At 71.1% G+C, this 16870-nt stretch carries 13 protein-coding genes; 1 reads left to right on the top strand and 12 read right to left on the bottom strand.

The window, feature by feature from the left end; translation table 11 throughout:
• Window positions 1-14: 14 nt before the first annotated feature.
• The 4 genes from ABD785_RS17545 to ABD785_RS17530 all read right to left on the bottom strand — a co-directional run bounded on the left by ABD785_RS17545 (window position 15) and on the right by ABD785_RS17530 (window position 4551).
• Complete coding sequence (locus tag ABD785_RS17545; protein ID WP_344829249.1) at window positions 15-479, bottom strand: SixA phosphatase family protein; 465 nt, start codon at window positions 477-479, stop codon at window positions 15-17.
• Between the two features lie 178 nt (window positions 480-657).
• Window positions 658-2943, bottom strand: coding sequence for a sodium-translocating pyrophosphatase (locus ABD785_RS17540; RefSeq protein ID WP_344829248.1), 2286 nt, complete (start codon window positions 2941-2943; stop codon window positions 658-660).
• 889 nt (window positions 2944-3832) lie between these two features.
• Entirely contained in the window at window positions 3833-4195 is a 363-nt protein-coding gene (locus ABD785_RS17535) for an ATP-binding protein (protein ID WP_344829334.1), read from the bottom strand.
• Between the two features lie 5 nt (window positions 4196-4200).
• Window positions 4201-4551 (bottom strand): STAS domain-containing protein, encoded by a 351-nt coding sequence (locus ABD785_RS17530; protein ID WP_344829247.1) that lies wholly within the window; start codon window positions 4549-4551, stop codon window positions 4201-4203.
• Between the two features lie 185 nt (window positions 4552-4736).
• Between ABD785_RS17530 and ABD785_RS17525 the strand changes: the two genes are divergently transcribed.
• Window positions 4737-7556, top strand: coding sequence for a DEAD/DEAH box helicase (locus ABD785_RS17525; protein ID WP_425547781.1), 2820 nt, complete (start codon window positions 4737-4739; stop codon window positions 7554-7556).
• A 395-nt stretch (window positions 7557-7951) separates the two neighbouring features.
• On the opposite strand, the gene ABD785_RS17520 is transcribed toward ABD785_RS17525, so the two are convergent.
• The 8 genes from ABD785_RS17520 to ssd all read right to left on the bottom strand — a co-directional run bounded on the left by ABD785_RS17520 (window position 7952) and on the right by ssd (window position 16781).
• Window positions 7952-9598 carry a hypothetical protein gene (locus tag ABD785_RS17520; RefSeq protein ID WP_344829245.1) on the bottom strand — a complete coding sequence of 549 codons (1647 nt, stop codon included), beginning with the start codon at window positions 9596-9598 and terminating at the stop codon, window positions 7952-7954.
• Window positions 9599-9759: 161 nt separating this feature from the next.
• The gene (locus ABD785_RS17515; RefSeq protein WP_344829244.1) at window positions 9760-10413 is read right to left on the bottom strand and encodes an Rv3654c family TadE-like protein; all 654 of its coding nucleotides are present in this window, start codon (window positions 10411-10413) and stop codon (window positions 9760-9762) included.
• Window positions 10414-10467: 54 nt separating this feature from the next.
• Window positions 10468-10839, bottom strand: a complete 372-nt coding sequence (locus ABD785_RS17510) for a TadE family type IV pilus minor pilin (RefSeq protein ID WP_344829243.1) — start codon at window positions 10837-10839, stop codon at window positions 10468-10470.
• The gene (locus ABD785_RS17505) at window positions 10836-11033 is read right to left on the bottom strand and encodes a DUF4244 domain-containing protein (protein ID WP_344829242.1); all 198 of its coding nucleotides are present in this window, start codon (window positions 11031-11033) and stop codon (window positions 10836-10838) included. Before ABD785_RS17505 ends, ABD785_RS17510 begins: the two co-directional genes overlap by 4 nt.
• 127 nt (window positions 11034-11160) lie before the next feature.
• The gene (locus ABD785_RS17500; protein ID WP_344829241.1) at window positions 11161-11736 is read right to left on the bottom strand and encodes a type II secretion system F family protein; all 576 of its coding nucleotides are present in this window, start codon (window positions 11734-11736) and stop codon (window positions 11161-11163) included.
• 1312 nt (window positions 11737-13048) lie between these two features.
• Entirely contained in the window at window positions 13049-13417 is a 369-nt protein-coding gene (locus ABD785_RS17495) for a type II secretion system F family protein (protein WP_344829239.1), read from the bottom strand.
• A 941-nt stretch (window positions 13418-14358) separates the two neighbouring features.
• Complete coding sequence (locus ABD785_RS17490; RefSeq protein WP_425547780.1) at window positions 14359-15558, bottom strand: TadA family conjugal transfer-associated ATPase; 1200 nt, start codon at window positions 15556-15558, stop codon at window positions 14359-14361.
• Window positions 15559-15803: 245 nt separating this feature from the next.
• Window positions 15804-16781, bottom strand: coding sequence for a septum site-determining protein Ssd (ssd, locus tag ABD785_RS17485; RefSeq protein WP_344829237.1), 978 nt, complete (start codon window positions 16779-16781; stop codon window positions 15804-15806).
• Window positions 16782-16870: the final 89 nt, after the last annotated feature.

The following is a 16870-nucleotide window of genomic DNA, read 5'->3' as shown; positions in this document are numbered from 1 at the left end:
GCCCGACCAAGGCGCTAGATCGTTTTGGGCGTCCGGTAGTCGAGGAGGCGACCGCCGGAGACGGACCAGTCCTCCATCTCGATCACGGCCAGCGCCGAGGTCGGGAACTCCGGCACCGACTCGCCGGACAGGACCAGCACCAGCTCGTGCACGGCGGGGTTGTGGCCGACGAGCAGCAGCGTGTCGACGTCGTCCTCGGTGATCTGGATGAGGGTCAGCAGGTCATAGCCGTCGCCGATGTAGATCCCCCGCTCGAAGGCCACGGGGACGTCGCCGAGCGCGAGGCCGTCGAGCGTCTCCCTGGTCCGCAGCGCGGTCGAGCAGAGCACCTGGTCCGGCACGACACCGCTCGAGCGCAGGTAGCCGCCCATCGCGGCGGCGTCGCCCCGGCCCCGCTCCGCCAGCGAGCGCTCGTGGTCGGCCAGGCCGAGAACCTGGACCGCCTTGGAGTGCCGCAGGACGGCCAGCCGCTTGCTCACGGCGCCACCGTCCAGGCCACGGCCCACAGCAGCGCCATGACCAGAAGCATCCCGCCGAACACGATCGCGAACCCGCGTCCACCACTCATGCGCCCAAGAGTAGGCGCCCCCGGCGACACTCCGGCCCCCACCCCCGCCGAGGCGGCCCGGACCTGTGGACGGCCCGGGCCGCCGCCGGTCAGCCGGCCGCGAGTCGGTCGTCGAGGGCGGCCGGGGTGGGCTGCGGGTCGGGGGCGTGCCGCTTGGACAGGACGATCGCGACGACGATGATCCCGACCGACAGGACCGTGACCGCGATCCGGAGCGCGGTGTTCCCCGCGTAGGTGACGACGGCCTGCGCGATGAGCAGCGACACCAGGTTCATGACCTTGATCAGGGGGTTGATAGCCGGGCCCGCGGTGTCCTTGAACGGGTCGCCGACCGTGTCGCCGATGACCGTGGCGGCATGGGCCTCGGAGCCCTTTCCACCGAGATGCCCCTCTTCGACGAGCTTCTTGGCGTTGTCCCACGCCCCGCCGGCGTTGGACAGGAAGACGGCCATCAGGGAACCGCAGGCGATCGCGCCCGCGAGGAACGCGCCGAGCGGGGCGTAGCCGAGGGCGAACCCGACGGCGATCGGGGTGAGGATGGCGAGCAGGCCGGGGGTGATGAGCTCGCGCTGGGCGTCCCTTGTGCAGATGTCGACGACGCGGTCGTAGTCCGGCTTCTCGCTGTAGTCCATGATTCCGGGCTTGGTACGGAACTGCTCGCGGACCTCGACGACCACCCGTCCCGCGGCCCGTCCGACGGCCATGATCGCCAGCCCGGAGAACAGGAAGACCACGGACGCGCCGACGAGCAGCCCGACCAGGACGTTCGGCTGGTCGATCGACAGGTTGAAGTTCAGGAAGGCCGAGCCGATGGCGTCCTTGGCGTCGTCCCCTGCGTCGGCCAGGGCGCCTTCGACCGTCGTGCGGAAGGAGCCGAACAGGGCGGTGGCCGCCAGGACCGCCGTCGCGATCGCGATGCCCTTGGTGATCGCCTTGGTGGTGTTGCCGACGGCGTCGAGGCGCTCGAGGATGGCGGCGGCCTCGCCCTGGACGTCGCCCGACATCTCCGCGATGCCCTGGGCGTTGTCGCTGACGGGCCCGAAGGTGTCCATCGAGACGATCACGCCGACGGTCGTGAGCAGGCCCGTCCCGGCGAGGGCGACCGCGAACAGCGCGACCGTCGTGTTGCCGAACCCGAGCAGGAACGCCCCGTAGATCGCGCCACCGATGAGGAGCGTCGAGTAGACCGCCGACTCCAGGCCGACCGCGATCCCGGACAGGACGACCGTCGCCGCCCCCGTCCTGGCGCTGTCGGTGACCTCCCGGACGGGCTTGCGGTTGGTCTCGGTGAAGTAGCCGGTCAGCAGCTGGATCATGCTGGCGAGCACGATGCCGATCAGCACGGCCCCGATCGCGATCCACCGCGGGTCGGCGTCGACGCTGGAGGCCTGGTGGAGCTGCTCGAACGAGGACGGCAGATAGAGGAACGCGGCCCCGGCGACGGCCACCGCCGAGATCACCGCGGACACGAAGAACCCGCGGTTGATCGCCGTCATCCCGGACCTGTCGCTGTCGCGCGGCGCCACCGCGAAGATCCCGATCACCGCGGTGATCACACCGATCATCGGAACGATCAGCGGGAAGACCAGACCCTCGACCCCGAACGCGGCCTTACCGAGGATCAGCGCCGCGACGAGCATCACGGCATAGGACTCGAAGAGGTCGGCGGCCATGCCCGCGCAGTCGCCGACGTTGTCGCCCACGTTGTCGGCGATGGTCGCCGCGTTCCGCGGATCGTCCTCGGGGATGCCCTGCTCGACCTTGCCGACCAGGTCCGCGCCGACGTCCGCGGCCTTGGTGAAGATCCCCCCGCCGACGCGCATGAACATCGCCAGCAGCGCGGCCCCGAACCCGAACCCCTCGAGCACCCCCGGCGCGTCCCCCTGATAGGCGAACACGACGACGGCCGCCCCGAACAGCCCGAGCCCGACCGTGAACATCCCGGCGACCCCACCGGTCCGGAACGCGATCCGCATGGCGATCTTTTCCCCACCCGAACGCGCCGCCGCCGCGACCCGAACATTCCCGCGCACGGCGAGCCACATTCCGGTGAATCCCGTGATCGCCGAGAACAGCGCGCCGACCACGAAGAAAATGGATCTTCCGATGCGCACTCCGGTACTGTCCGCCGGAAGCAGCAACAACAGGAATGGGATCAGCACCACGAAGATCCCCACAGTCCGGAACTGACGCTTCAAATAAGCACCGGCCCCCTCCTGCACCGCTTTGGCGATCTCCTGCATCTTCTCCGTGCCCTGCTCAGCAGCCAGAACCTCCCTGACCAGCCCAGCCGCGACGCCCAGCGCCAGCAGCCCGACCACCCCGACGATCCCGACCAGAAAAAGATCTCCTCCAGAAATGTCGATCTCGCCCATCCGTCCTCCTCGACCGTTCGGCGTGATGCCGGGAGTGTAGGCACGCCTTTTGAGTCAGGAGAAGGCTCAATTTCGCCAGAATCCCTCTTTTCCCCCCAACCCCCACACCACCCCCAACAGCCCCCGAATTCCACCCCCCACCCCCACCCGACCCTTCACACCCCCACCCCAAAAAGGATCATCAATTCCCCACCCATTTCCCCCTGCTCCCAAATCTCCCCCCGAAATGACTCCCACCCACCCCACCCCCACCGACCACCCCCGAACCCACCCATCACCCATCCCGAGCGAGGCGGGCCGGCCGAGCCGACCGCAACCGCATCGGGCCGGGCGAAGCGAGCGGGGCGGCCGAGCGCGTCAGGGCGGGCAGGACGGAGCCGCGTCACGCCGGGCGAGGCTGTCCGAAATCGCGCCAGGTCTGGTAGAGAGCGGCCGCGCGGGCGTGCCGGGCCTGGCCGGTGCGTCAAAGCAGGCGGCGCGGGCCGAGCTCGTCGGCTGCGCCACGCCGAAAGCGTCGAGAGGAAAGAGGCGAGCGGTCCCAGTCGGCCAGGCGGGGCTGCCGAGCGCGTCAGGGCGGGCGGGGTCGGACGGAGCCGCGTCAGGCCGAGCGGTGGCTCGGGCCGCGCGAGTGCGGGCTGGTTGGGCTAGGCCGTGTCTTACGGATCTTCGGTCCTACTGCGCGACGCCCAGGCACGCACCTCGCAGGCTTGTCGTCGGTCGACGGCCACACCAGGCCGACTCCCTCCTCCGCACCTCCGAGGCACGCACCTGACCGCCGCTCGCCACGGACAAGATCCGTAAGACACGGCCCAGGGCGCATTGGAAATGCGGCGCGCCCGGTGCCGCAAGAGGGTGCGGGCGCCGGGCGCGTCGTGGGTGTTGCGAGAGTCTAGGGTGCCGGCCAGCTCATGCTGATCTTCATGCCCTCGGGAGAGGAGTCGATCTCGAGCTCGTCGGCCAGGCCTTTGATGACGGCCATGCTCAGGCCGTGCTCGGGCTCGGCCTGAGCCTGGTCGCTGACCGAGACCGAGAAACGGCCCCCACCATCGGTCAGCTCCAGTCGTACCGGCTGGTCGGGGCAGTGTTTCTGGTGCGCCTCTACCGCTCGCGAGCAGGCTTCGCCCACCGCGAGACGCACCTCGTCCAGCAGGGGTTCGGCTACCCCGCTGCGCCGAGCCACAGCCGTAGTGATCAGACGCGCCGTCCTCACATGGACGGGCAGCGCGCTGAAGGCCAATTCAACGGTCGCCACCGTGGTCACTTACCCTTGCGCTTCTCCCGCGCCTCGTCGATCGTGTCGTGGATCCCGAAGACCTTGGTGAGGCCCGTGATCCGGAAGATCTTGAGGATGCGCTCCTGGGTGCAGACGAGCTCGAGAGAGCCGTCATGAGCCCGGACGCGCTTAAGACCGCCCACTAGGACGCCGAGCCCGGTCGAGTCAAGGAACTCGACCTTCTCCATGTCCACGAGGAGGTGGAACTTGCCCTTGTTGACCAAGTCGATGAGCTTCTCGCGGAGCTTCGGCGCCGTGTAGACGTCGATCTCCCCCTCCACGTTGATGACCGTGAGGCCGTCGTCGGTGGTGTAGTCGTTCACCTTCAGGTCCACAGAACCTCCAGCGCATATGCCGCCATGTAATCGGACGTGGCGGCGTTCGCCCGCCGAAATTCAACCACGCTCCGACGTCGTCTTCACACGAAATCACGTGTTCGCGTGGTCTGACCTGCCCGCACGGTCCTCGGGGGTGCCGGGGCGTTCTTCCTTCCCTTCCCCAAGTGCGAAACTGGAAACCTGTGTCTGACCATCATCTTCTCGATCAGCTGCTGCGCGACCCCCGTCGACGCGGCCGGGTCACTCATGTGCAGGTCATTCCCGCACGTCCCGCCACATTCGCCCCCTGGCCGGAGTGGGTACCCGCTTCCGTCATTTCGGCCCTGAACATTCCCGGGCTGTGGGAGCACCAGGCCACGGCGGCCTCCCTGGCGCACGCCGGCGACTCGGTGATCGTCGCCACGGGGACGGCCTCGGGCAAGTCCCTCGCCTACCTCCTCCCGTCCCTGACCGCCGCCTTCTCCGACGAGGCGACCCTCTACCTGGCCCCCACGAAGGCCCTGGCCCACGACCAGCTCCGCTCTGTCGAGTCCCTCGACCTGGCCTCGGTCCGCGCCGCGACCTTCGACGGCGACACACCGCCCGACGCCCGCGACTGGATCCGCCGCCACGCCAACTTCGTCCTGACCAACCCGGACATGCTGCACTACGGCATCCTGCCGGGACACGCCCGCTGGTCGTCCTTCCTCCGCCGCCTCCGCTACGTGATCATCGACGAGTCGCACGGCTACCGCGGTGTCTTCGGCTCACACGTCGCCCAGATCATCCGCCGCCTACGCCGCGTCTGCGCCCGCTACGGCACCTCCCCCACCTTCATCCTCGCCTCCGCCACCGTCTCGGCCCCCGCCGTCTCGGCGACGACCCTGACCGGCCTCCCCATGACCGCCGTCACCACCGACGCCTCCCCCCGCGGCGCCACCACCTTCGCCCTCTGGGAACCCCCTCTCCTCGACGCCGTCTCCCACCTCCCCCTCCCACCCCGCGAACACACCGCCCCTTCCCTCCACGCACCTTCCCTCCACGCACCTTCCCTCCATGCACCGTCCCTCCACGAATCGCCCCACACCACCGCCACGAACGACGCGAGTGCCGCGAGCGCCGCGGGTTCCGCAAGCGACCCCTCCGGCCAGGGTCTCGACGCGAACCCGTCCGGCCGAAGCATCGAGACGAACCGGTCCGGGCCGCACGTCCCCGAACCCGCCCTCGACGAGACCGCTCCACCCCGAGTGGATGGCGTGGAGACGCACCAGGCCGAGGCGGAGCCGCACCGGTTCAGCGAGGACTCAGGGCCCGCCGTCGACGCCGCTGATCCGCTCCGGACCGATGACGTCCCCGGGCGTGTCGTGGACGAGACGGCCCTTCGTCCGGCGAGCAAGGGCCGGAGGCCCCCCGCGGAGGACGCGAAGACGCGCCGATCGGACCGGGACGCGAGACATGCCGAGGCCGAGGCGTTCGAGTGGGACGGGAAGGCCGGCGAGGTCTCGGTTCGGAGGGCCGCGACCTCCGAGGTCGCCGACCTGCTGGCCGATCTTGTGGTGATGGGGGCGCAGACGCTGGCGTTCGTGCGGTCTCGGCGGGGTGTGGAGAACGTCTCGCTGGCGGCCAAGCGGGGTCTGGAGGAGGTCTCGCCGGGCCTGGAGACGCAAGTGGCGGCCTATCGCGGCGGATACCTGCCGGAGGAGCGGCGCGCCCTGGAAGGGGCTCTGCGTTCGAGAGAGCTGCTCGGGCTCGCGACGACCAACGCCCTGGAACTCGGCATCGACGTCTCGGGGCTCGACGCGGTGCTGATCTGCGGCTGGCCCGGCACGCGGGCATCCCTCTGGCAGCAGGCCGGCCGGGCCGGACGCTCCGGCCAGGACGCCCTCGCCGTGCTCGTGGCCCGCGACGATCCTCTGGACACCTATCTCGTCCACCACCCCTCCGCGATCTTCGGGACACCGGTCGAGGCGACGGTCCTCGATCCGGACAACCCCTACGTCCTGGAACCTCATCTCTGTGCGGCGGCAGCCGAGCTGCCCCTCACCGCCGACGATTTCACGATGTTCGGACCGACGTCCGCACAGCTTGTGGACAACCTCGTTTCCGCAGGTCAGCTAAGGCGCCGACCGACCGGGTGGTTCTGGACGCACCGCGAACGTCCCAAGGCGGATCTCCGCGGATCGGGCTCGATGCCCGTCCAGGTCGTCGAGGCCGGGACCGGCCGGCTCCTCGGCACCGTCGACGAGGGCTCCGCGCACAGCACCGTCCACGAGGGCGCCGTCTACGTCCATCAGGGCGAGAGCTTCCTGGTCGAGCTCCTCGACCTCGAGGACTCGGTCGCGCTGGTGAGCCAGGCCTACCCGGACTACACGACATCGGCGCGCTCGGTCACGGAGATCCACATCCTGGACGTCCAGAAGTCTTCTTTCTGGGGCGAATCGGGCCTGCATTTCGGGACGGTCGAGGTCAAGCGCCAGGTCGTCGCCTACCAGATGCGCCGCAACGGCTCCGGCGAGGTCATCGGCGAGAAGCCCCTGGACCTCCCCGAGAGCGCCCTCCGCACCAAGTCCGTCTGGTGGACGATCTCCCCCGACGCCTTCGACTCCCTGGGCGACTTCGACGCCCCGGGCGCCGCCCACGCCGCGGAGCACGCCTCCATCGGCCTCCTCCCGCTGTTCGCCACCTGCGACCGCTGGGACATCGGCGGCGTCTCCACCCAGCTGCACCCCGACACGGGCCTCCTGACCGTCTTCGTCTACGACGGCCACCCCGGCGGCGCGGGCTTCGCCGAACGCGCCTACTCCGCGGCCCACCCCTGGCTGCTGGCCACCTACGAGGCCATCGCCTCCTGCGACTGCGACCACGGCTGCCCGTCCTGCATCCAGTCCCCGAAATGCGGCAACGGCAACGACCCCCTCAACAAGCGCGACGCCCTGGCCCTCCTCTCCGTCCTTCTCCACGACCATCCGCCCACCCCTCCCCTCGGCCCCGCCTCCCTCGGCCCGACCGGCGCAGACCAGTAAAAAGGCCTCGGCGACCGGCCGCACCGAGCGACCCGCCCCACCACCACGAGCCTCCCGACCCGCGCATCAGCGATAACCCCGAGCGGAAGGCCACCGGCAGGACCAGGCGAGCATCGGGCGTCCGGCGGCATTCGGTTGAGCAGCGACACCCGGCAACGTCAGCGCGGCAGGAACAGCAGAGCCGCGGGAACGAGTGACAGCCTCGGCGGGACGTCCATGGCCCAACGCGACTGCGACCCGCGGCGAAGATCAGCCGGTGCGGTCAGGAACCGACGGGTCCGATCCGGGCGGGCGGGCCCGATTTCGGTTCGAGGGCGGAGCTTGCGCAGCGGGGCCACAGCGGAAGCGGCGGCCACTCGGGAGCGACGAGCTCAAGGCACGAGCGCAGGCTCGGGTCAGGAGCGGCGGCCTCGGCGGAAGAGGCGGCGGGGGCGGGGGGTGTCCAGGAGTTCGGTGCGGCTGGAGTCCGGGGTGAAGGCGGGGTCGGGGTCGGTGGGGGACGAGAGGTCCATCAGGGCGGCCAGGCCCGATTCCGGTCGGGGGGCGGAGGCTTCCTCGTCCGAATCGGGGGTGGAGCCGCTGTAGTCGCGGGCCGCCGACATCGGGCCTTCGCTGTTCTCGGTGCGTGTCGCGAGGGGGTCCGCGAAAGCATGGGAGGAGGGCTCGTCGAGGTCGGCGGAGGAGCGTGCGGAGTCGTAGGGCGGGTCGTCATCGTCGGGGATCGCGTCGTAGAGGGCCGGGTCCATGACGGCGTAGACGCCCGCGTCGTGCGGGGACGGCGGCAGGTACGGCGAGTGGTCGGTCGTCGTGAACGCCGGGGTCGTGAGGTCGTCGTCGACGAGGAGGGTGCCGGGCTCGTCGTCGAGGGCGGGCGCGGACGGGAGGAGGTCGGGGGCCGGAGGGGCGGAGAGGGCGCGCTTCTTGGAGAAGCGGCGGCGCTTCGGCTTGGTGTCCTCTTCGTCCGTGATGGTGCGGGAAGCGGCCAGGGCGGCCTGGATGTGGTGGCGGTTCGCCTCGACGCGGGCGTGGGCGGAACCGGGGATGATGCGGGGGCCTGAGACGGGGCCGCCCGCCCGGGCCGTCCGGAGGCGGCGTGTCCAGGTGCCGAGGTGGCCCGCGCACAGGAGGAGGACCAGGGCGATCGCGACGCTCTTGCCCCACTGCAGGCTGTCCGCCGCCGAGGCGGTGCGGGTGTCGGCGACCGGCTGCGGCATCAGGGAGGTGTCGACGCTCGGCTCGGCCTGGGGTGAGCTGAAGGGATTGTCGGCCGTCGGCTGCGGGGAGACGGTGCTCCAGTCGGGACCGGGCTGGACGGTCGGGAACGGATCGGGCGTCGTGTTGTTGCCCGGGGCCGGCCAGGTGTTGTTGTTGGGGGGCGGAACCGGGTTGGTGTTACCGCCGTTTCCGCCACCGGTGCCGGTCAGCTTGACCGTGCCGCCGGCGGCGCCCGACGGGGCCGCGCCCTTCCGCTTGGCCACGACCTGGACGGCGATCTGGCCGCCCATGTTCGCCCCGACCGACAGGGTGGTCGTGCAGCGTCCGCCGCCGCACGCCCCCATGCCGACGCTCCGGCTCCTGCCGAGGCTGCTGGACACGGTGTAGCCGGTCAGGTCGGGTTCCTCGCCGCGCTTCCAGGAGATCGTGACGGTCCCGCCGCTGGCCTTCGCCTGGAGACCGCTGGGCGCGTAGGCGGGCACGGCCATCCTGAACGTGCTCGTGCTGTTGTTCAGCGCGAGGACCGGGTCCTTGAGAAGGACGTGATAGGTGCCGTTGGGCGAGGAGTGCCCGTTGATCGTCCAGGTGAGGAGCGTGGAGCCCTTCGCGGACCTCCGCGGGACGTCGTTGACGTAGAGCTGCCCACCGAGGAATCCGGTCTTCACCGAGATGCGCACCGAGGAACTGGTGACGACGGACCCGTTGGCCGGGGAGATCGCCGGACCGGCCGCGGCCTTCGCCGGCGTACCCGGTCCCATGACCGCGAGCACGAGAGGACCCGCGACCATCAGCGACCTGATCCGCATCCGCACGGTTCCCTCCGTCACAGTCCGGTACCCCAATGCTTACGGCAGCGTATATGACCGACCGGTAGCCAAAGTCACAGGAAGGCGACAAACTATCGCCACCTGCACCCTAGCTCTATTGACAGCACGTATAACCCTGTTCCGGGACGGCGTCCGTCGTGGGTACGAGGCCTCTTCGCGCATCACGGGCGCTCCTGCTCATGGGACTGGCCCGCTCGGGCCCTGGCCTGGATGCGCAGATCGCCCAGCCAGGGAGGGCCGTGAAACGGCACGGCCACGCATACTTCGGCCGTCACCCCGGAGGCCGGATCATTCGGGGTCAGCACGCAGGCCGTCAGGCTGGCCCGGGCGCTCTCCACGACCCGGCGGGCGAACCTGCACCCGTCCCCGAATCCCCAGACCTCCCTGGTCACCACCGCCAGCGCGGCGGTATCGGCGGCCATCTGCGCCCGATGACGGGCACCACGAACCCCACCGGCGAGCATCACGACGGCCGCCACCGTCCACAGCAAGCCCGCGAAGGCGACCACCCACAATGTGGCGGTCCCCCGATCCCGCTTCCTCTTCGATCCCGCCCGGGGCCCTGAAGCGGCCACCCGGTCGGAAAGAGAACCCGTAGGCACCACGAGCAGAATCCGGGGAGCGCTCCGCCGGTTCCGAAGACCCGGCCCCGGCCTCGACAGCGGTTTCACGAAGCACCTCCACGCCGGGACCCGGACCCGCCACGGGGCCCGCACCTTCTCGTCCACCCCGTTTCCCGGCGTCGGCCGCTGCCCGCCGCATGGCAGGCCCCGGACCTGCAGACCAGATGAACACACCGCACCGGACGCGCGCATTCGGGCAAGACATCTCCTCATCGGCATGACGACCGCCGTACCGGAGCGAGCCGGTCAGGGGGTGGGTTCGGTGGGGGCTTCGGCTGTGGCCTGGAAGGTGAGGGCGGGGAGGGGGAGGTGGAGCGGGGGGTGGAAGACGGTGGTGACGGTGAGGTGGGTGGTGTCGGGGGTGGTGGTCAGGGTGACGGTCGTGTGGGGTGGAGCGGCTCGGAGGATCGCGGTGCGGACGGCTTCGGGGGGTTCGCCTCTGGCGGCGGCTCGGGCTCCCGTGTGGGCGGCGTCGATGCAGGTGAGGTTGGCGGCCGCCGCCGCGATGCCCCAGAGGGCGATCGCGACGACGGTCATGAGGGCGGGGAGGGCCAGGGCCGTCTCCACCGTCGCCGAGCCTCTGTCCTTACGGGACGTGCCGGGAGATGCGGTGATCATCCGGCCAGCTGGAGGGCCCGGTTGATGATCCCTAAGAGCAGCTCGCGGACCTCGTCACTGGTGACGATCTTGAACAGGAGGGCGGCGAATCCGGCCGCGGCGACGGTGCCGACGGCGTATTCCGCCGTGGACATTCCCTCGTCCCGGCGGCTGTGGATCCTCCTGCCGGGGCGGATCGAGATGGTGCGCTTCATGCGGACTCCGCTTCGGTTCTGCGGGACGTTCTCCCGCTCTGCCCCCAGCATGCGCCGACTCGTCCAAGACCGTTCTCCAGCCTGTGGAAAACCCACTGGATGCCGTTGATCCGCAGCTCAGCGGCGTTCAGGGGAGGGTGATGGAGTGGGCGATCCCGGCGATCGCGGGGACGATGCCGAGGAGGACGAAGGCCGGGAGGAAGCAGAGGCCGAGCGGTGCCACGGCATGGACGGCGGCCGTTCGTGCCCTGGCGTCCGCGGCGTTACGGGCGGCGCGCCGCTGGTCGCGGGCGAGGCGGGCGAGCGTCGGCGCCAGTGCCGCTCCGGTGTCCGAGGCCCGGGACGCCGTCCGTGCGAGGGCGGCCAGCGCCGGTGTCGTGGCGAGGGTCAGCCAGGCTTCGGCCGGGTCGGCACCCAGCCTGACCCGGGCTGCGACGGTCGTCAGTTCCTCGCCCAGGGGCCCGCCGAGCGCGCCGGCGACGGCTTCGACGGATTCCGTCCACGACGCTCCGGCCGACAGGCAGGCCGCGAGCAGATCCACCGCCACGGGCAGGTCGGCTACGAGCCTGGCATGACGCCTCTTTTCCTCCCGCGGCGTCATCCGCGCGAGCAGCCGCCACATCCCGAACGCCGCGAGTCCTCCGGCCCCCATTCCCAGGACGCCGCCCACCGTCGCCCAGACCCCGCACCCGACGACGCCCACCAGAACCAGCCGTCCCGGGAACCGCCGAGCGCCCGGAGCCCCCGCCTCCCCCTGATCCGTCCCTCCCCGCCGCGCCGCATCTCCTCTCCGCCGGGCGCCGCTCGCCGGGGCACCCGCGTATACCCAGGAGTCACCGGCCTGGGCCGACAAGGACGAGGGATCGAGACGCGCTGACGCACGGGGGCCGAGCCCGGTGAAGGCCGGTGCAGAGGACCTCCATCGGTTCGAACGTGCTGGATGCGACGGAGGGAGCGCGCCGAGTGGAGGTGCCGAGCCGCGTGCGGACCCGGAACCGGATGAGGGTCTGAAGCGGGATGAGGGACGCGGACGTGCGATCAGGCGGTGGAGCCTGCCCAAAGGAGAGGGCGGGAGGGCCAGGGCTGTGGCGAGGGCCAGGAGGAGAGCGGGGAGCATGGAGCCTCGATCGGTTGAGGTACTGGACGGTTTGGGCTGTGGAGTGGGTCCGCGAAGCTCGGCGGCATCGAGGAAGACGCCTGGCCGCCGGGCGACGATCAGCCGGGAGCTGCGCCTTCGTCAGGCGGGCGTCCACCGGACGGAGCACCCAGCCATCAGGCGCAGACCCACCGAACGCCGCCCGGCTTCCCTGCAGGGACACCCAGAACAGACGCCGCCGAGCAAGACGGCCGGAGGCCGGGCATGACTCCGCCGACCTGGCGCGCCCGATCCTCGGCGAGGGCGTCCGCCGGAAAGGAATGCCCGCCCATCGAGCCTGGATGCCGCCAGCCACGCAGGCTCCTCGTGCCACGGACGGGGAGGCCCGTCCGAAACAGGCACCGCCGAGCAAGGACGGCCCGCCGGCAGGGTCGGACGCGGTCAGGTTTGGGCGCCATGAGGGCGGACGCGATCAGGGCCGAACGCGGTCAGGGGCGGGCGCCATAAGGGGCGGGCGCCTTCAATCGGCGAGGCCCGGTCCTCGGCGAGGGCGTCCGCAGGGCAGAAATGCCCGGCCATCGAGCCTGGATGCCGCCAGGCGGCCCTCCCCGGGCCCACAGGTGGGGAAGGCCCGCCTGAACCGACACTGCTGAGCAAGGACGGCCCGCCGTCAGGGTCGGACGCCGTCGATCGGCGACATCCGATCCTCGGGGAGGGAGGCTCATCGACAGGAACTCCCAGCCGTCCGGGATGGGCGCCGCTGAGCGGCGACGCATGGCTCTGGCGGGGACGCACGTCAAGCCGGACCGCACGGCTGTCAGGCGTGGATGTCTGCTAGGCAGGTCCGCCGGTGGCGTGGTGAGAGGAGTGGGGGCTGGTGGTCGTGGTCCTGAAGGAGGCGGGGTGGGTGGGGCATGGGTCAGGTGGGGTGTTGGGCGGCTTGGGCTATGCGGTGGGTCCAGAGGAGGCCGGCGGCGTTGAGGAGGGTGCCCGCTGTCAGGGAGGCCAGGCCGGGGAGGGTGGTGAAGAGGAAGGCGAGGGGGTTGGCGCCCATGGCCCAGGCCATGGTCATGCCGAGGAGGGGGAGGGCGGCCAGGAGTTTCGCCGTGGCTTTCGGGGCCGCCAGCTGGGAGGTGATGTGCTCCTGGTGGGCGGTCTCATCGCGGAGGGCCGCTGCCAGGCTGTCGATGACGGTGGCGAAGGTGGCGCCGCGTTCCACGCCGATGCGCCAGGAAGCGGCCAGGAGGCGGAGGCTTTCGGCGCCCGGGGCGGTGGAGGCTCTGTCCAACTCGGTGGGGATGTCCAACTCGGGCGGGATGCCTGGAAGCGCGCCCGGATACATGACGCCCGGGGCCGTGACACCCGGGGCCGTGAAGATTCCAGGGGTCGTGAAGACGCCCGCGGCGGCAGGGGTGTTCGCGATGCTGCGGATACCCGATATGGCAGAGATGCCCGAAACGGGGGCATTCCAGGCCGTGGCGGTGCCGGAGGGCGTGGTCAGGTGCTGAAGGAGTGCGGTCAGTTCGGTGGGGAGGGTTGAGAGGGTTCTGGCCAGGGCTTCTTCCGGTGCTCTTCCTGCGGTGAGTTCGGCGGCCAGGCCGTCGCAGAGTTCGATCACCGCTTGGCGTCCTGCCGTCTCTGTGCGGTTCGGACGCAGACGTGCGGTGGTGGCCTTCGCCAGCGCCAGGGCTCGTTCGGACGGGGTGGGTGACGAGGCCCGAGGCCGCAGGACGAACGAGGCCCGGACGGACGGGTCTCCGGGCTTCGTTCGAGCACGTGAGCCGAGCCGCGAGTTCCGGATCCGTGAGCCGACCGGCGACGCCTTGGGACGCGAGCCGAACGGCCTGGCTTGGGCAAGCGGGCCGGAGGGCGGGACCTCGGTGCTCGAGACGCCGGACGAGTGGGCACGCGAGCCGAAGACCAAGGGGTGAACGTACGAGCCGCTGGACGACGGGTGAGCAGGTGAGCCGGAGGACGAGGGATGAGCAGGTGAGCCGAACGTCGCGGGGTGAGCGTGCGAACTGGCGGGCGGCCGGTAGGTGTGCGGGTCTGCGGAGGAGCGCTGGGAACGTGAGCCGGCCGACGTCGAAGACGGGTTCTGCTGGTGGCCGGTGGCGTGGGTGTTCCACTGTCGGTGTCCGGTGGTGTGGATTCGTCGCAGGCGGTGTTCTGAGGTTCCCGTTCGAGACCAGAGGAGCGCCGCGGCCGCCAGGAGAAGGGCTAGAGCGATCATGTCGTCTGGGTCCTCTGCTTCGGCGCCCAGGACAGGAGGGCGAAGAGGGTGGGGGCGGCCGGGGTGAAGGTGATGGCGGTGGGGGTCAGGTGGGCCGCGGGGGTGGCGGTGACGTAGCCGGTGGGGGTGCGGGTCAGGAGGGAGATCTCGGAGATGCGGCGGGCGGGGCCGTGGCGGGTCAGGTGGATGACCAGGTCGAGGGCGGCGGAGAGCTGGCTGTGGAGGGCCTCACGGGTGAGGCCCGCGGCGCAGCCGAGGGCTTCCAGCCGGGCCGGGACGTCCCTCGGGGTGTTGGCGTGCAGGGTTCCGCAGCCGCCTTCGTGGCCGGTGTTGAGGGCGGCCAGGAGGTCGATGACCTCGTTGCCTCGGACCTCGCCGACGACGAGGCGGTCGGGGCGCATGCGGAGGGCCTGGCGGACCAGGTCGTGCAGGGTGACGCCGCCCGCGCCCTCGACGTTCGGGGGTCTGGCCTCGAGGCGGACGACATGCGGATGGGTGGGACGGAGCTCGGCCGAGTCCTCGACGAGCAGGAGGCGCTCGTCCGGTGGGACCAGGCCCAGGAGGCTGCTCAGGAGGGTCGTCTTGCCGGTGCCGGTGCCGCCCGTGATGAGGAACGCCGCCCGCGCGGTGATGATGGCGGTGAGCAGGCTCGCTCCCTCGGGGCAGACGCTTCCCGCGCGGACCAGTTCGGGAAGGGTGAACGCCCGGCCGCGCGGTGAGCGCAGGGACAGGCAGGTGCCCGCGACGGCCACGGGCGCGAGGACCGCGTGCAACCGGACGCCGCCGGGGAGGCGGGCGTCGACGTAGGGGGCGGCGTCGTCGAGACGGCGTCCGGCGGCCGCGGCCAGCCGCTGGGCGAGCCTGCGGACGGCCTGTTCGTCGGGGAAGCGCACCGAGGTGCGCAGGAGTTCGCCGTGGCGTTCGGCCCAGACCTCGGACGGGCCGTTCACGAGCACGTCCGTGACGTCGGGGTCGCGCAGGAGCGGTTCCAGCGGGCCCGCCCCGACGAGGTCGGCCCGCACCTCCCTGGTCAGGGCCAGCACGTCGGCGTCGCCGAGCACGCGGTCCTCGGCACGTACGGCCGCCGCCACCGCGGCTGGGGTCGCCGCACGCCCGCTGTCGGCGAGCCTGCCCCGCACCGCGTCGGTCAGGCTCACCGCTTCCCCACCGCCCCGCTCCGCGCGAGCACGAACCATGACATCGAGACCTCCAGGAGCCGAGAGCGAACGGAACAAGAACAGGAACGAGACCGGCCTGGGCCGCGCCTGCGCGTCATCGGAGCGACACCGATCGGGCGACCGGGGACGGCGTACACCCGGCCGATCCACCCGGCCGATCCACCCGGCCGATCCACCCGGCCGATCCACCCGGCGATCACGGCCACCACGACCGCCACCACGGCCGGGATCGCGAGAAGAGGTCACGGAGACGGACGGCGAAGTCACTGGAGCAGGGGCAGGAGAGCTGTGCACAGGCTGGGGAGGGCGCCTTTCGTGGGGAGCCCGGCCTGTTCGGCGGCGGCAGGGGTGCGGCGGTCGAAGTCGTAGTGGGCGGCGAGCGGAAGGCTGGTCGCCTCGGCGACCGCGGACGGCGGTAGCCGGGCGGGCGCCGGCCCCCGCGTGACGAGAAGCGGTGAGCGAAGGGTCGACGCCAGCGTCGAGGCCGTCAGAACAGAGCGCAGATCAGTGGGAACGAGAAGGATCGAGTGGTCGCACCCCGCCACCTGCCCCCGGGGAAGATCGATGATCGTCAGATCATGGGTGGCCCGGGCGGTGAGGAGAACCGCGTCCAGGACCTGCGCCGGGATCCGGACCGGCGCCGCATGGCTGTGCGACAGCACGCTGACCCCGCGCTCGGCGGGAAGGGTGGTGAGGGCGTCCGGCGGAAGACGCCCGCGAAGACCGGACAGTTCGGGCCAGCGGGGCCCGGGCCCCGCCTCGAGCCCGAAGAGCAGATCGATGCCCCCACCGAGCGGATCGAAGTCCACCAGGAGCGCCCGCAGGCCCTCGCGGGCCGCGACGAGCGCGAGGGTGGCGGCCAGCACCGAGGCCCCCGCGCCGCCCCTGGCCCCGGTGACCGTGACGACCTTCCCGGCCGGCCCCGGACGGGTCGTGGCGGCCAGCCGGTCGATCAGCCACGGCTCGCCCTCGGGAAGAACGGCGAGATGCTCGGCCCCGGCCGCCATCGCGTGCCGATAGAGCTCCACCGACTCCGCCCGGGCCACGAGCACCAGCCCTGATCTGCGCGGATAGGAAGCAAAAGGTAAATCGGCCCCCAGAAGGACGAGTGGCGACTCGGTCCACAACGCCCGAGCCTGTGCCGCACTCGAAGGAACGGCGAGTTCCACGGAAGCCGCGGCGGCCAGCCGGAAAAGATCGTCGGCCAATCCCGGATCACGGGAAAGCAGCAGTGCATTCATGCACCCAACGGTGCCCCACACCCTGCCAAGACCGTTTTCCCACCTGTGGATAAACAGGTCCCGGACATACGACGACCCCCGCCGGGGGG

This window comes from Actinocorallia longicatena, from assembly GCF_039534125.1.
In the GTDB taxonomy this organism is placed as follows: Bacteria; Actinomycetota; Actinomycetes; order Streptosporangiales; family Streptosporangiaceae; genus Actinocorallia; species Actinocorallia longicatena.
The sequence above is the reverse complement of the archived record's forward strand: the minus strand, read 5'-3'. Positions and strand labels throughout refer to the sequence as shown.

Excerpts from the sequence above, each read along its gene's own strand:
- ABD785_RS17505 (WP_344829242.1), bottom strand. The coding sequence starts at position 11,033 with ATGAAGCGCACCATCTCGATCCGCCCCGGCAGGAGGATCCACAGCCGC.
- ABD785_RS17540 (WP_344829248.1), bottom strand. The coding sequence starts at position 2,943 with ATGGGCGAGATCGACATTTCTGGAGGAGATCTTTTTCTGGTCGGGATC.
- ABD785_RS17490 (WP_425547780.1), bottom strand. The coding sequence starts at position 15,558 with ATGGTTCGTGCTCGCGCGGAGCGGGGCGGTGGGGAAGCGGTGAGCCTG.
- ssd (WP_344829237.1), bottom strand. The coding sequence starts at position 16,781 with ATGAATGCACTGCTGCTTTCCCGTGATCCGGGATTGGCCGACGATCTT.
- ABD785_RS17515 (WP_344829244.1), bottom strand. The coding sequence starts at position 10,413 with ATGCGCGCGTCCGGTGCGGTGTGTTCATCTGGTCTGCAGGTCCGGGGC.
- ABD785_RS17510 (WP_344829243.1), bottom strand. The coding sequence starts at position 10,839 with ATGATCACCGCATCTCCCGGCACGTCCCGTAAGGACAGAGGCTCGGCG.